Source organism: Micromonospora sp. CA-240977 (assembly GCF_050942285.1).
Taxonomy (GTDB): Bacteria; Actinomycetota; Actinomycetes; order Mycobacteriales; family Micromonosporaceae; genus Micromonospora.
The window spans coordinates 6,800,168-6,815,455 of sequence record NZ_CP192055.1 but is presented as its reverse complement, the minus strand read 5'-3'; the positions used below and the strand labels follow the sequence as shown (position 1 = coordinate 6,815,455).

The window sequence follows — 15,288 nt, the reverse complement described above, 5'->3', positions numbered from 1 at the left end:
GGAGGGCGAAGTGGCCGACAACAAGCGGCGCGGCGAGGACGCCGGCGACGATCGTCTGGACGACGATGTCGTCGACGAGGTAGCCGACGACGACGCCTCCAGCGCGGACGAGCTGGTCTCCCGGGGGGGCACCGCCACGCGGTCCCGTGCCCGGGCGGAGTCGGCGGACAGCCGACCGACCACCCGGTCGGAAACGGGTCGGGTGGGCGTCTTCGGCCGCATCGCCCGGTTCTTCCGCGAGGTCGTAGCCGAACTGCGTAAGGTCATCTGGCCGACCCGCAAGGAGTTGCTGACCTACACCGCCGTGGTGGTGACGTTCGTCGCGGTGATGCTGACGATCGTCGGCGTGCTGGACTACGGCTTCGCCAAGGTCGTGCTGTTTGTCTTCGGCAACTCGGACTGACCGGCTGTCTCCAGCCGATAGTGACGGAAGTGAGCTAGCGTGCCTGAGTACGACGAGACCGCCGGACCCGTGGACGAGCAGTCCACGGTCGCGACGGCGGCTGGTGACGAGTCGGTTGAGGCCGCCAGCGAGCCGGAGTTCCCCATGACCGAGCCCGCGCCGGACGAGGATTTCGATCCGGTCGCGGAGTTGAGGCAGAAGCTGCGCTACGCGCCGGGTGACTGGTACGTCGTGCACTCGTACGCCGGCTACGAGAACAAGGTCAAGACCAACCTCGAGACCCGGATCACGAGCCTCGACATGGAGGACTTCATCTACCAGGTCGAGGTGCCGACCCGGGAAGAGGTCGAGGTCAAGAACGGTAAGCGTTCTCAGATCCAGGCCAAGGTCTTCCCGGGCTACATCCTGGTTCGGATGGAGCTGACCGCCGAGTCCTACTCGTGTGTGCGGAACACCCCGGGCGTGACCGGCTTCGTCGGCGCGACCGACCGGGCCGACCGGCCCGCCCCGCTCTCCCTCGACGAGGTGCTGAAGTGGCTGGCGCCGGCCGTCGAGACCGAGCAGAAGAAGTCGAAGCCGGAGATCAAGGTCCTCGACTTCGAGGTGGGCGACTCGGTCACCGTCACCGACGGCGCGTTCGCGTCGCTGCCGGCCACGATCAGCGAGATCAACGCCGACCAGCAGAAGCTCAAGGTGCTGGTGTCGATCTTCGGTCGCGAGACGCCGGTGGAGCTCAACTTCAACCAGGTCGCCAAGATCTGACTGGTCGTCGGCGGCGGGTCCGACCCGCCGCCGACGTCGGCGTACGCCCTCCCGCTCGACCTCGGCGGACGAGTGGGCTGCGGCCTGCGCTACTCTTGAATGTCGCCGCTGTCGCACCGCGCTGACCGTGCGCGCTCCGAGGGCGGCGACAGCCGCATTTTCCCAGCTCCAAGCCCCAGGAAGTGACATGCCTCCGAAGAAGAAGCTCGTCAAGACGTTCACGCTTCAGTTGCCGGCTGGCCAGGCCACGCCGGCGCCGCCGGTCGGCCCCGCGCTCGGCCAGCACGGCGTGAACATCATGGAGTTCTGCAAGTCCTACAACTCGCAGACCGAGTCCCAGCGGGGCGACATCGTCCCCGCCGAGATCAGCGTGTACGAGGACCGGTCCTTCACGTTCGTGCTGAAGACCCCGCCCGCCGCCCGGCTGCTGATCAAGGCCGCCGGTGTGCAGAAGGGCTCGGGTGTCCCGCAGTCCGAGAAGGTCGGCTCGGTCAGCCGTGCCCAGCTGCGTGAGATCGCCGAGAAGAAGATGGCCGACCTCAACGCCAACGACCTGGCCCAGGCCGAGAAGATCATCGCCGGCACCGCCCGGTCGATGGGCATCACCGTCAACGACTGACGTCGGCCAAGCCTTCGACCCGACCGTGGGAGGGTTCGCGCCGAGCGGCCCGCCAGAGACCACAGGAGTAATAAGCAATGCAGCGCAGCAAGAGCTACCGCAAGGCCGCCGATGTCATCGACCGGTCGAAGCTCTACACCCCCGCCGAGGCCGTGAAGCTGGCCAAGGAGACCACCAACGTCAAGTTCGACGCCACGGTCGAGGTCGCCATGCGCCTCGGCGTCGACCCCCGCAAGGCGGACCAGATGGTCCGCGGCACGGTCAACCTGCCGCACGGCACCGGTAAGACCGCCCGCGTGATCGTGTTCGCCAGCGGCGCGAAGGCCGAAGAGGCCGCCGCCGCGGGTGCCGACGAGGTGGGCACCGACGAGCTGGTCGCCCGGATCCAGGGTGGTTGGCTCGACTTCGACGCGGCGATCGCCACGCCGGACCAGATGGCCAAGATCGGCCGGATCGCGCGGATCCTGGGCCCGCGCGGTCTCATGCCGAACCCGAAGACCGGCACGGTGACCATGGACGTCACCAAGGCGGTGCAGGACATCAAGGGCGGCAAGATCACCTTCCGGGTGGACAAGCACTCCAACCTGCACCTGATCATCGGTAAGTCCTCCTTCACGGAGAGCCAGCTGGTGGACAACTACGCCGCGGTGCTCGACGAGGTGCTGCGTGCCAAGCCGTCCGCGGCCAAGGGCAAGTACCTTCGCAAGGTCATCGTGACCACCACGATGGGTCCGGGCGTTCCGGTCGACCCCAACCTGGTGAAGAACCTCACGGGAGACGCCGCCGAGGCCTGAGCCGGCAATCTGCTCCACCGGGGCGCCGTCACGATCGTGGCGGCGCCCCGGCGCGTCTGCGGTGTGGCATCCTCTGTCCCATGCGGCTGGAGAACGTCTGGTTGCGGTACCACCGGCGCGGGCCGTGGGTGCTGCGCGACGTGGACGCGCGGCTCGATCCGGGCGAGGTGGCTGTCGTTCTGGGTCGCAACGGGGTCGGCAAGTCGACACTGCTCCAGGTGGCCGCGGGGGTGCTCCGGCCAGGCCGGGGCCGGGTCACCGACCGGCCGGCACGGGTGGGCTGGGTGCCGGAGCGTTTCCCCGCCGACCAGCCGTTCACAGTGGCCCGCTATCTGACCGGGATGGCCCGGGTGGCGGGGCTGGGCGCGGCGGAGGCCGACGAGGCGGTCGCCACCTGGACCGACCGGCTCGGGCTGGCCGCCTTCCGCTCGGTCCGGCTGCCGGAGTTGTCCAAGGGCACCGCCCAGAAGGTGGGCCTCGCCCAGGCGATGGTGCGTCCGCCGGGCCTGCTGGTGCTCGACGAGCCGTGGGAGGGGCTGGACGCCACCACCCGCGAGCTGGTTCCCGAGCTGATCGCCGAGGTCCTCGCCGCCGATGGTGCCGTGCTGGTCAGCGACCACCGTGGGGAGACGGTCCGGCTGCCGACCGCGCGCCGCTGGTTGGTGGCCGACGGGTCGCTGACCGAGGAGACGTCGTCGGCGGAGGAGACGTTCGCGGTGGTCGAGGTCGCGGTCCCGACCGCGCGGGTCGCCGGCACCGTCGCCCGGTTGCGCGCCGAGGGCCACCACATTCTTCGGGTACGCGCCGACGCCTCCGGCACCGCACCGCAGGCTCGCCCCGCGTCGACCTCCCCGGCCCGGCCGGACGGTGAGCGGGCGCCCGGACAGCCCGCGGCCGCCGAGGGCCCGCACACTGTCGACCAGGCAGCGGAGGAGGCCCGGTGAGCGCCCTGGTGCGGATGCGGCTGGCCGGTTTCCTGCGGACCGGTCGGGCGCTGGCGCCGCTGCTCGCCGGCCTCGTCGTGCTCGGCACGCTGTACGGCGGCGGCCGGTCCCAGCCGGCCGAGGCGTACGGCGTCTCGGCCGTGGTGCTCTTCCCGGTGCTCGCCTGGCAGACCAAGATCCTGCTCGACGTCGAGCCGGACGTGCAGCGTCGACTGGCCCAGGTGACCGTCGGGGTGGCCCGCGAACGGTTCGCCGGGCTCCTCGCCGCGATTGTGGCGGCGTTGGCGACGGTGGCCTTCGCGCTGCTCTTCCCGTGGCTGGTCGGCGGGGTCACCGGTCCGGTGGAGCCGGGGGACCGGTCGATCCCGGTCGGGCTCGCGCTGGGGTTGTGGGCGCACCTGCTCGCCGTACCCGCCGCCGTTGCCCTCGGCGCGTTGGCCAGCCGGGCGTCGGTGGGCGGTGCCGCGTACGGCGTCGCGGTGCTGGCCCTCGGCGGTGTCGGCGCGGTGGTGCTCGGCCTGAGCGGTTCGGTGGCGCCCTGGCTGGCGCCGCCGATCATGGCCGCCGCCCGCACCACGGGAGGCGACGCGGCCGCGCTCACCCTGCTGGGGCTGACGGGGTGGGCGCTGGCCTGGAGCACCGCGGTCGTCGGTGGCTATCTGTGGCGGCGGCGGGCCCAGGGCTGAGCGGCCGGGCGTCGGTGGTGTGGCTCACCAGGCGCGATTTGGCGCTGGTAGCCGGGGGCGCGTATTCTTCACACCGTCATCCGTGTTCTCATGGATGAGGAACCACCCAGAGACCGCTGGTCACCGTGCTCCGGCACGGTCGAAGGTCCCGCGACAACGGGCGACCCGCGTAGGGCGGCAAGCGTAACTCGGCAGTGAACATGGTCCGCCGACTGTGTTGATCCGCCGGCCCTCGCCCCGTGCGCCCTGCGCCGGGGCTTTTTCGTTGTCGTGCTGCCTCCGCCCCCGCTCCGGCTTCGGCCGGGACGGGGACCAGCCTCGAGTAACGAGAGAGGAGGGACATGGCGGACAAGCCGATCCGGGCCGACAAGGCCACGGCCGTCGCTGAGCTGACCGAGAGCTTCCGCAGCTCGGGCGCCACCGTGCTGACCGAGTACCGCGGTCTGACGGTTTCCCAGCTCACCCAGCTTCGGCGCTCCCTCGGCGCCGAGACCAGCTACACGGTCGCGAAGAACACGCTGGCGAAGCGTGCTGCGACGGACGCGGGCATCACCGGCCTCGACGAGCTGTTCACCGGTCCTACCGCGCTGACTTTCGTTTCGGGCGACGTCGTCGAGGCGGCGAAGGGGCTTCGCGACTTCGCGAAGGCCAACCCGAAGCTCGTCATCAAGGGCGGTGTCTTCGAGGGCAAGGCCATTTCCGCGGCCGAGGTCACGAAGCTCGCCGACCTGGAGTCCCGCGAGGTGCTGCTGGCCAAGCTGGCCGGCGCGATGAAGGGCAACCTGAGCAAGGCCGCGGCCCTGTTCCAGGCCCCGCTGTCGAAGACCGCCCGTCTGGCGGCCGCACTGCAGGACAAGCGCGAGAAGGAGGGCGCCGAGGCGGCCTGAGGCCCCCACGGCGCACCAGTTCTTACTTAACAGAATCAGGAAAGGACGCCAGATATGGCGAAGCTCAGCACCGTCGAGCTGCTCGACGCGTTCAAGGAGATGACGCTGATCGAGCTCTCTGAGTTCGTGAAGCAGTTCGAGGAGACCTTCGAGGTCACCGCCGCGGCTCCGGTCGCGATCGCCCAGGGTGGCGGCGGCGGCGGCACCGCTGCTCCGGTCGAGGAGGAGAAGGACGAGTTCGACGTCATCCTCGAGGCTGACGGCGGCAAGAAGATCCAGGTCATCAAGGTCGTGCGTGAGCTGACCGGCCTGGGCCTCAAGGAGGCCAAGGACGCGGTTGAGTCCGCGCCGAAGGCCATCCTGGAGAAGGTCAACAAGGAGACCGCCGAGAAGGCGAAGGCCAAGCTCGAGGGTGAGGGCGCCAAGGTCACCCTCAAGTGACCTGAGCTCCACCTGCGCGTACCTGGCTCGTGAGCCGGGACACGGTCGCGTCGCGGCGGGCGGTGATCCGACACGGATCGCCGCCCGCCGTGTTCGTGGTCGCGCCGCCGACCCGCTCCTGAGCTGGGCGCCGACGGCTGCGGCGGTCGATCCGAACGCGCGTGGCGGGTCGCCCTCCGGTGGGAAAGAACTGCCGACCCGGATACCGGCCCTTGACGCGGCCCCAGGCTGCCAGGCACGCTGACACCAGCAAGACACCGCGCTTGCGACGGCCACGACGTGGGTATGACAGCGGCGGCACCATCGGCCGTGTCGAACCCGAGCGGCCCAGTGGGGACGTTGCGTTCTGAGCGGCCCGGCAGCCCCGGTTTACGGGGGCCGAGGCACGTTCCGCAAACGACCTGCGGGGTGGGCTGGACAGCGGTTAGCCTCTCGGCTACACTGCTAGTTTGCGCTGCCTTCCGACTTGACCCCTGCTCGGAAATGTCCGTTTACGGATATTTCTGGTGGGGTCATTGGAGTGCACGCGTACCAGCCGTTCTGCAGCACCGGTCCTCGGAAGGACGCATCTTGGCAGCTTCCCGCCCTGCGAAGACCAGTCGTACGTCGAGCGCATTCGCTCCCCGCCGAGTTTCATTCGGCAGGATCACCGAACACCTCGAGGTCCCCAACCTCCTTGCCATCCAGAACGAGTCCTTCGACTGGCTCGTGGGCAACGAGGCTTGGCAGGGCCGGTCGGCGGACGACCCGCACGCACGCTCGGGTCTCGCGGAGATCCTTGAAGAGATCAGTCCCATTGAGGACTTCTCCGGCACCATGTCGCTCTCCTTCTCGGCGCCGCGCTTCGACGAGGTCAAGGCCTCGATCGAGGAGTGCAAGGAGAAGGACCTGACCTACTGCGCTCCGCTCTTCGTGACCGCGGAGTTCACCAACAACACCACTGGCGAGATCAAGAGCCAGACGGTGTTCATGGGTGACTTCCCGATGATGACGCCCAAGGGCACCTTCGTCATCAACGGCACCGAGCGCGTCGTGGTCAGCCAGCTCGTCCGGTCCCCGGGCGTGTACTTCGACAAGCAGCCGGACAAGACCTCCGACCGCGACCTCTCCAGCGTCAAGGTCATCCCGAGTCGGGGTGCCTGGCTGGAGTTTGACATCGACAAGCGCGACACGGTCGGCGTACGCATCGACCGCAAGCGTCGGCAGGCCGTCACGGTCCTGCTCAAGGCCATCGGCTGGTCGGCCGAGCGGATCCGTGAGCGGTTCGGCTGGTCCGAGCTGCTGATGACCACGCTCGAGAAGGACCACATCGCCGGCCAGGACGAGGCCCTGCTAGACATCTACCGCAAGCTGCGCCCTGGCGAGCCGCCGACGCGCGAGAACGCCCAGACCCTGCTCGACAACCTCTTCTTCAACCCGAAGAGGTACGACGTCGCCAAGGTCGGGCGCTACAAGTTCAACAAGAAGCTCGAAGTCGACGTGCCGATCACCACCGGCACGCTGACCGAGGACGACATCGTCGCCACCGTGGAGTACCTGTGCCGGCTGCACGCCGGTGAGGACGGCTACGAGGCCGACGACATCGACCACTTCGGCAACCGCCGCCTGCGTACCGTGGGTGAGCTGATCCAGAACCAGGTCCGGGTCGGCCTGTCCCGGATGGAGCGGGTCGTCCGCGAGCGGATGACCACGCAGGACGTCGAGGCGATCACCCCGCAGACCCTGATCAACATCCGCCCGGTGGTGGCGGCGATCAAGGAGTTCTTCGGGACGTCGCAGCTGTCCCAGTTCATGGACCAGACCAACCCGCTGGCGGGTCTGACCCACCGGCGTCGGCTGAGCGCGCTCGGCCCGGGTGGTCTGTCCCGGGAGCGGGCCGGCTTCGAGGTCCGCGACGTGCACCCGTCCCACTACGGCCGGATGTGCCCGATCGAGACGCCGGAAGGCCCGAACATCGGCCTGATCGGCGCGCTGTCCACCTTCGCCCGGGTCAACCCGTTCGGCTTCATCGAGACGCCGTACCGGAAGGTCGTCGAGGGTCGGGTCACCGACCAGATCGACTACCTGACCGCGGACGAGGAGGACCGGTTCGTCAAGGCCCAGGCCAACGCGCGGCTGAAGGCGGACGGCACGTTCGCCGAGGAGCGGGTGCTCTGCCGTCGTAAGGGCGGCGAGACCGAGGACGTCGTCCCCGGCGCCGTCGACTACATGGACGTCTCGCCTCGGCAGATGACCTCGGTCGCGACCGCCATGATCCCGTTCCTCGAGCACGACGACGCCAACCGGGCACTGATGGGCGCGAACATGCAGCGCCAGGCGGTGCCGCTGGTCAAGGCCGAGGCGCCGCTGGTGGGCACGGGCATGGAGTACCGGGCCGCGGTCGACGCTGGCGACGTGGTGGTCGCCGAGGTCGGCGGTGTGATCGAGGATCTCTGCGCCGACTACGTCACGATCCACCAGGACGACGGCCACCGCCGGACGTACCTGCTGCACAAGTTCCGCCGCTCCAACGCCGGCTCGTGCGTCAACCAGAAGCCGGTGGTCTTCGAGGGCGACCGCGTCGAGGCCGGTCAGGTCATCGCCGACGGGCCGTGCACCGACGAGGGCGAGATGGCGCTCGGACGCAACCTGCTTGTGGCGTTCATGTGCTGGGAGGGTCACAACTACGAGGACGCGATCATCCTGTCGCAGCGCCTCGTGCAGCAGGACGTGCTCACCTCGATCCACATCGAGGAGCACGAGGTCGACGCTCGGGACACCAAGCTCGGCCCGGAGGAGATCACCCGCGACATCCCGAACGTCAGCGAGGAAATGCTCGCCGACCTCGACGAGCGCGGCATCATCCGGATCGGTGCCGAGGTCGTCCCCGGCGACATCCTGGTCGGCAAGGTCACGCCCAAGGGTGAGACCGAGCTGACCCCGGAGGAGCGCCTGCTCCGCGCGATCTTCGGTGAGAAGGCGCGTGAGGTTCGGGACACCTCGCTGAAGGTGCCGCACGGCGAGACCGGCACGGTCATCGGTGTGCGCACGTTCTCCCGCGAGGACGGCGACGAGCTGCCGCCGGGTGTCAACGAGCTGGTCCGGGTCTACGTCGCCCAGAAGCGCAAGATCCAGGACGGCGACAAGCTCGCCGGCCGGCACGGCAACAAGGGTGTCATCTCGAAGATCCTGCCGATCGAGGACATGCCGTTCCTGGAGGACGGCACCCCGGTCGACATCGTGCTCAACCCGCTCGGTGTGCCGAGCCGGATGAACATCGGCCAGGTGCTGGAGACCCACCTCGGTTGGGTCGCCAAGACCGGTTGGAAGGTCGAGGGGGACGACGCCGACTGGAAGCGCCAGCTCCGCTCGATCGACGCGCACGAGTCCGAGGGGGACACCAACGTGGCCACCCCGGTCTTCGATGGTGCCCGCGAGGAGGAAATCTCCGGTCTGCTCGAGTCGACCCTGCCCAACCGGGACGGCAAGCAGCTGATCGGCCGTACCGGCAAGGCGCAGCTGTTCGACGGTCGCTCCGGCGAGCCGCTGCCGGACCCGATCGCGGTCGGCTACGTCTACATCCTGAAGCTCAACCACCTGGTCGACGACAAGATCCACGCTCGTTCGACCGGTCCGTACTCGATGATCACGCAGCAGCCGCTGGGTGGTAAGGCGCAGTTCGGTGGTCAGCGTTTCGGTGAGATGGAGTGCTGGGCGATGCAGGCGTACGGCGCCGCGTACGCCCTGCAGGAGCTGCTCACGATCAAGTCCGACGACGTGCTCGGCCGGGTGAAGGTCTACGAGGCCATCGTCAAGGGCGAGAACATCCCGGAGCCGGGCATCCCGGAGTCGTTCAAGGTGCTGCTCAAGGAGCTGCAGTCGCTGTGCCTCAACGTTGAGGTGCTCTCCAGCGACGGTGTGGCCCTGGAAATGCGCGAGACCGACGACGAGGTGTTCCGGGCCGCTGAGGAGCTGGGCATCGACCTGTCCCGGCGCGAGCCGAGCTCGGTCGAAGAGGTCTGAGGTGAGCGGTCGGGGGCCGGCTCGCCGGCCCCCGACCCCACCCGAGAATTAGCAGTACAGACGACGACATAGGGGACATAGTGCTCGACGTCAACTTCTTCGACGAGCTGCGCATTGGTCTCGCCACCGCCGACGACATCCGTCAGTGGTCGCACGGCGAGGTCAAGAAGCCTGAGACGATCAACTACCGCACCCTGAAGCCGGAAAAGGACGGGCTCTTCTGCGAGAAGATCTTCGGTCCGCAGCGGGACTGGGAGTGCTACTGCGGTAAGTACAAGCGCGTCCGGTTCAAGGGCATCATCTGTGAGCGCTGCGGCGTCGAGGTGACTCGCTCCAAGGTCCGTCGTGAGCGGATGGGGCACATCGAGCTCGCTGCTCCGGTGACCCACATCTGGTACTTCAAGGGCGTGCCGAGCCGGCTGGGCTACCTGCTGGACCTGGCCCCCAAGGACCTCGAGAAGATCATCTACTTCGCCTCGTACGTCGTGACGAGCGTGGACGCGGAGTCGCGTCACCGCGACCTCTCGACGATCGAGAACGAGATCCTGGCCGAGAAGCGGCAGTCCGAGAACAGCCGCGACTCGGAGATCGAGAAGCGGGCCGCCAAGCTCGAGGCCGACCTGGCCGAGCTGGAGGCCGAGGGTGCCAAGGCGGACGTCCGGCGCAAGGTCAAGGAGGGCGGAGAGCGCGAGATGCGCCAGATCCGCGACCGGGCCCAGCGCGAGATCGACCGCCTGGACGAGGTGCTTGACACCTTCCGCAAGCTGGAGCCGAAGCAGCTGGTCACCGACGAGCTGCTCTACCGCGAGCTGCGCGACCGGTTCGGTGAGTACTTCACCGGTTCCATGGGCGCCGAGGCGATCAAGGCGCTGGTCCAGAACATGGACCTCGACGCCGAGGCCGAGAGCCTGCGGGAGACCATCCGGTCCGGCAAGGGTCAGCGGAAGATCCGGGCGCTCAAGCGGCTGAAGGTCGTCGCGGCGTTCCTGAACACCCGCAACTCGCCGCTCGGCATGGTGCTGGACTGCGTCCCGGTCATCCCGCCGGACCTGCGCCCGATGGTGCAGCTCGACGGTGGCCGGTTCGCGACCTCGGACCTGAACGACCTGTACCGCCGCGTGATCAACCGGAACAACCGCCTCAAGCGACTGATCGACCTCGGCGCGCCCGAGATCATCGTCAACAACGAGAAGCGGATGCTCCAGGAGGCCGTCGACGCGCTGTTCGACAACGGCCGTCGTGGTCGGCCGGTCACCGGCCCGGGTAACCGCCCGCTCAAGTCGCTGTCCGACATGCTCAAGGGCAAGCAGGGCCGGTTCCGCCAGAACCTGCTGGGCAAGCGCGTCGACTACTCCGGCCGTTCGGTCATCGTGGTCGGCCCGAAGCTCAAGCTGCACCAGTGCGGTCTGCCCAAGCAGATGGCGCTGGAACTGTTCAAGCCCTTCGTGATGAAGCGGCTGGTCGACCTCAACCACGCGCAGAACATCAAGTCCGCCAAGCGGATGGTCGAGCGTCAGCGCCCGGTCGTGTGGGATGTGCTGGAAGAGGTCATCGGCGAGCACCCGGTGCTGCTGAACCGGGCGCCGACCCTGCACCGTCTGGGCATCCAGGCCTTCGAGCCGCAGCTGGTCGAGGGCAAGGCGATCCAGATCCACCCGCTGGTCTGCACCGCGTTCAACGCCGACTTCGACGGTGACCAGATGGCGGTGCACGTGCCGCTGTCCGCCGAGGCTCAGGCCGAGGCGCGGATCCTGATGCTTTCGTCGAACAACATCCTCAAGCCGGCCGACGGCAAGCCGGTCACCATGCCCACGCAGGACATGGTCATCGGTCTGTACCACCTCACCCACCTCACCGCCGGTGAGAAGGGCGAGGGCCGGGCGTTCAGCTCGGACGCCGAGGCGCGGATGGCCTTCGACAACGGCGAGCTGCACCTGCAGGCGCCGGTGAAGATCCGCCTGCGTGCCGTGGTCGGTGTCGACAACGGCGCCGGCTCCGAGGCGTGGACCGCCCCGGAGGGCTGGGTCGAGGGTGACCCGCTGACCGTGGAGACCACCCTGGGTCGGGTGCTGTTCAACGAGACGCTGCCGCAGGGCTACCGCTTCGTGAACTACGAGATCCGCAAGGGTCAGCTCTCCGCGATCGTCAACGACCTCGCCGAGCGCTTCCCCAAGGTGGCGCTGGCCGCCACCCTGGACGGGCTCAAGGAGGCCGGTTTCCACTGGGCCACCTGGTCCGGCGTGACGATCGGCATGGAGGACGTCATCGCGCCGCCGCGCAAGGCGGAGATCCTGGCGAAGTACGAGAAGGAAGCCGACCAGATCGACAAGCAGTACCAGCGTGGTCTGATGACCGCCGAGGAGCGTCGCGGCGAGCTCATCACGATCTGGACCAAGGCGACGAACGAGGTCGCCAAGGAGATGGACACCGCGCTTCCGCAGGAGAACCCACTGTGGAAGATGATCAACTCCGGTGCCCGCGGTAACCTGCTCCAGCTCCGGCAGATCGCCGCGATCCGTGGTCTGGTGGCCAACCCGAAGGGCGAGATCATCCCGCGGCCGATCAAGGCCAGCTACCGGGAGGGTCTGTCCGTGCTGGAGTACTTCATCTCCACGCACGGTGCCCGTAAGGGTCTCGCCGACACCGCGCTGCGGACCGCCGACTCGGGTTACCTGACCCGTCGTCTGGTGGACGTCTCGCAGGACGTCATCATCCGCGAAGAGGACTGCGGCACCGACCGGGCGATCCCGATGCAGATCGGCGAGAAGCTCGACGGCAAGCTCGTCGTCCACACCCACGCCGAGACCAGCGTGCACGCCCGGACCCTGGCCGACGACATCAAGGGGCCGGACGGCACCGTGGTCGCCGAGCGCGGCCAGGACATCAACTCCATCGGGGTCGACAAGATCGTCGCCGCCGGCGTGGAGACGGTCCGGGTGCGCAGCGTGCTCACCTGTGAGTCGAAGCTGGGCGTCTGCGCGGCCTGCTACGGCCGGTCGCTGCCGACCGGCAAGTCGGTCGACATCGGCGAGGCGGTCGGCATCATCGCCGCCCAGTCCATCGGTGAGCCCGGTACGCAGCTGACGATGCGTACCTTCCACACCGGTGGTGTCGCGGGTGAGGACATCACCCAGGGTCTGCCGCGTGTGCAGGAAATCTTCGAGGCCCGGGTCCCGAAGGGTAAGGCGCCCATCGCCGACACCCCGGGTCGGATCCGGATCGAGGACGGCGAGCGCTCGCGGAAGATCATCGTGGTGCCGGACGACGGCAGCGAAGAGATCGTCTACGACAAGATCTCGAAGCGCGTCAAGCTCCGGACCCACGACGGCGGTCACGTCGCGGTCGGCGAGAAGCTGACCGAGGGCACCATCGACCCGCACGAGCTTCTGCGGATCATGGGTCCGCGGGCGGTCCAGGTCCACCTGACCAGTGAGGTCCAGGAGGTCTACCGCTCGCAGGGTGTGCTCATCCACGACAAGCACATCGAGATCATCATTCGCCAGATGCTCAAGCGGGTGACGGTCATCGACTCCGGCTCGACCGAGTTCCTGCCGGGTGTGCTCGTCGACCGGGCGCTGTTCGAGTCGGAGAACCGCCGACTCGTCTCGGAGGGCGGCGAGCCCGCCGCCGGTCGTCCGGTGCTGATGGGTATCACCAAGGCCTCGCTGGCCACCGACTCCTGGCTCTCGGCGGCCTCCTTCCAGGAGACCACCCGGGTGCTGACCGACGCTGCGATCAACTCGCGCAGCGACTCGCTGGTCGGCCTCAAGGAGAACGTGATCATCGGAAAGCTCATCCCGGCCGGTACGGGCATCAGCAAGTACCGCAACGTCCGGGTCGAGCCGACCGAGGAGGCCAAGGCCAAGGTCTACTCGATGACCGGGTACCCGGAGACCGACTACGGCTTCGGACCGGCAAGCGGGCAGGCTGTGCCGCTTGACGACTTCGACTTCGGGTCGTACCGCTAAACAGCACGCACACGACGAGGCCCCCGGTATCCGCCGGGGGCCTCGTCGTGTCCGGACCCACCCACCTCCGGTCCGAGTTCGGCATGATGGGGGGATGACGACCGCACCCGGGCAGGTGTCCGTCGCGCAGCAGGGCCTGCGCCACCCGTTGGACCCGGATCCGGCCCGCGCCACGAAGGCTCGGGCGGTTTTCGCTCTCGGGCTGCTCGGCATGCTGACCGGGTTGTTCATCGGCGGGGTGGTACCGGCGACGGTGGCGCTGCAACTGGCCCGCCAGGCGCGCCGTGAGGCGTACTCCTCGGGGGGTTTCCTGACCGGCGGCAGCTGGCTGCGACGGGGGGAGCGGATGGCCTGGGCCGGCCTGGTGCTGGCCGCGGTCAGCGTGGTGGCCGTGGTGGTGATCGGCGTGGTGCGGTTGGCCGGTGCGCCGTTCGGTCACGACTACCCGGCGAACATGGACTGAGCGGCCGCGCCCGGCGTGGGCGTCGGCGCCTCCGGCGGTAGCCTGGCCGATGTCCGCCGTGCGGCGGTGGCGGCCTTTCGACAGGAGGACCTCGTGACGGATCCGGCGCGGCCCCCTGCGGACGAGCCGGCCGGCCAGCCGGCTGCGCCGACTCCGACCGAGCCGACTCCGGCTGAGGTGACTCCGGCTGAGCCGGCTCCGTTCGCGCCCATCGGCTGGGCGCAACCGGGCCCGAGCAGCGAGCCGCACCCACCCGCGTCCACACCGGGTTGGGGCGCGCCGACCTCTGCCGCGCCGCACCCCGGCTGGGGTACGACCAGTCCGCCCGGCTCCGGTCCGCCGTACCCGGCCTCCGGGGTGCCCACCCCGACACCGCCAGGTTGGGGTCCGCCGTCGTCCGGGCCTGCTGTCCCGTACGGGTGGGGTCCGCCGCAGTCTGGGCCCGATGTGGCGCCGGGTTGGGGTCCGCCGCAGTCTGGGCCTGGTGTGCCGCCGGGCTGGGGTCCGCCGCAGTCTGGGCCTGGTGTGCCGCCGGGTTGGGGTCCGCCCCAGTCCGGTCCTGGTGTGCCCCCGGGTTGGGGTCCGCCGTCCGGTCCCGCGCCCGGTTGGGCTGGGATGCCCGGACGCCCGGTTCCGCCACCCAGCGACGCCCAGCACCGGCCGCCGAAGCGGGTGGAGGCGGTGCCGGGCACTCCGTTCGGCGTCGTGCACCTGGACGTGGCTCCGGTCACGTCGGGGCTGGCCATCGGGGCCCTGGTGGCCGGGATCGCGTCGGTTCTGGTGTCGTTGCTCGTGATCTGCTTCGGGGTGGCCTTCGCGAACGACGGCGGGGCCTGGGCTTCCGGAGCGTTCACCGTGCTCGGGTTGCTGGCCGGCGTGGCGGCGGTCGTCACCGGCCTGCTCGGCCGGCGGCAGATCCGCCGTCCGACAGCGCCCCCGGCGGTCCGCTTCACCGGCCGAGGGCTCGCGATGGCCGGAATCAGCTGCGGCGCGGCGGGGGCCCTGCTCAGCGTTCTGGGTCTTGGCGTGGCACTGCTGCTCGCTCTGACGTGAGGCTGGTCACCGTCCGCTCCGGCGCCTGACCCGCTTCCGCACCCCTCTTGGCGGTGCCCGGCCCGGGGGCGACGGGTGGTCCCGCGGGGAAGCCGGTACACTTGTGTCCGTAGGTGCCCATCGCGGGCGACGGGGCAGAACGAGATTCGGCCGGCGGGTGTGAGACAGTCGCCGGGCCCTTCCGTTTTGACCTGGGCGGTTGTGGTAGGTACTCTTTCCCCTTGTGCCCGGGCATGCCCGGGCAACTCGTGCGTGCGCTGTTTCCG

12 protein-coding genes are annotated in these 15,288 nt (G+C 69.0%); all 12 read left to right on the top strand.

The genetic code is table 11. The annotated features are described in order from the left end of the window. Window positions 1-10: 10 nt before the first annotated feature. The 12 genes from secE (at window position 11) to ACQPWW_RS30910 (ending at window position 15,022) form a co-directional block, all read left to right on the top strand. Window positions 11-403 (top strand): preprotein translocase subunit SecE, encoded by a 393-nt coding sequence (gene secE / locus ACQPWW_RS30965; RefSeq protein ID WP_433127370.1) that lies wholly within the window; start codon window positions 11-13, stop codon window positions 401-403. Between the two features lie 39 nt (window positions 404-442). Then, window positions 443-1,165 (top strand): transcription termination/antitermination protein NusG, encoded by a 723-nt coding sequence (nusG, locus tag ACQPWW_RS30960; RefSeq protein ID WP_433127369.1) that lies wholly within the window; start codon window positions 443-445, stop codon window positions 1,163-1,165. A gap of 187 nt (window positions 1,166-1,352) precedes the next feature. Further along, window positions 1,353-1,784, top strand: coding sequence for a 50S ribosomal protein L11 (gene rplK, locus ACQPWW_RS30955; RefSeq protein WP_088950247.1), 432 nt, complete (start codon window positions 1,353-1,355; stop codon window positions 1,782-1,784). Between the two features lie 77 nt (window positions 1,785-1,861). Then, window positions 1,862-2,578 carry a 50S ribosomal protein L1 gene (gene rplA, locus ACQPWW_RS30950; protein ID WP_433127368.1) on the top strand — a complete coding sequence of 239 codons (717 nt, stop codon included), beginning with the start codon at window positions 1,862-1,864 and terminating at the stop codon, window positions 2,576-2,578. Between the two features lie 80 nt (window positions 2,579-2,658). After that, window positions 2,659-3,522, top strand: coding sequence for an ABC transporter ATP-binding protein (locus ACQPWW_RS30945; protein WP_433127367.1), 864 nt, complete (start codon window positions 2,659-2,661; stop codon window positions 3,520-3,522). After that, window positions 3,519-4,208: a hypothetical protein gene (locus ACQPWW_RS30940; protein ID WP_433127366.1), complete on the top strand. Its 690-nt coding sequence runs from the start codon at window positions 3,519-3,521 to the stop codon at window positions 4,206-4,208. Before ACQPWW_RS30945 ends, ACQPWW_RS30940 begins: the two co-directional genes overlap by 4 nt. A gap of 341 nt (window positions 4,209-4,549) precedes the next feature. After that, entirely contained in the window at window positions 4,550-5,095 is a 546-nt protein-coding gene (gene rplJ, locus ACQPWW_RS30935; RefSeq protein ID WP_238645346.1) for a 50S ribosomal protein L10, read from the top strand. A 54-nt stretch (window positions 5,096-5,149) separates the two neighbouring features. Beyond that, window positions 5,150-5,536, top strand: coding sequence for a 50S ribosomal protein L7/L12 (gene rplL / locus ACQPWW_RS30930; RefSeq protein ID WP_433127365.1), 387 nt, complete (start codon window positions 5,150-5,152; stop codon window positions 5,534-5,536). A gap of 570 nt (window positions 5,537-6,106) precedes the next feature. Beyond that, the gene (locus ACQPWW_RS30925) at window positions 6,107-9,538 is read left to right on the top strand and encodes a DNA-directed RNA polymerase subunit beta (RefSeq protein ID WP_433127364.1); all 3,432 of its coding nucleotides are present in this window, start codon (window positions 6,107-6,109) and stop codon (window positions 9,536-9,538) included. Between the two features lie 80 nt (window positions 9,539-9,618). Then, the gene (locus ACQPWW_RS30920; RefSeq protein WP_433127362.1) at window positions 9,619-13,506 is read left to right on the top strand and encodes a DNA-directed RNA polymerase subunit beta'; all 3,888 of its coding nucleotides are present in this window, start codon (window positions 9,619-9,621) and stop codon (window positions 13,504-13,506) included. Between the two features lie 94 nt (window positions 13,507-13,600). Further along, complete coding sequence (locus ACQPWW_RS30915) at window positions 13,601-13,969, top strand: hypothetical protein (protein ID WP_433127360.1); 369 nt, start codon at window positions 13,601-13,603, stop codon at window positions 13,967-13,969. Window positions 13,970-14,641: 672 nt separating this feature from the next. Next, window positions 14,642-15,022, top strand: a complete 381-nt coding sequence (locus ACQPWW_RS30910; RefSeq protein WP_433134690.1) for a hypothetical protein — start codon at window positions 14,642-14,644, stop codon at window positions 15,020-15,022. Window positions 15,023-15,288: the final 266 nt, after the last annotated feature.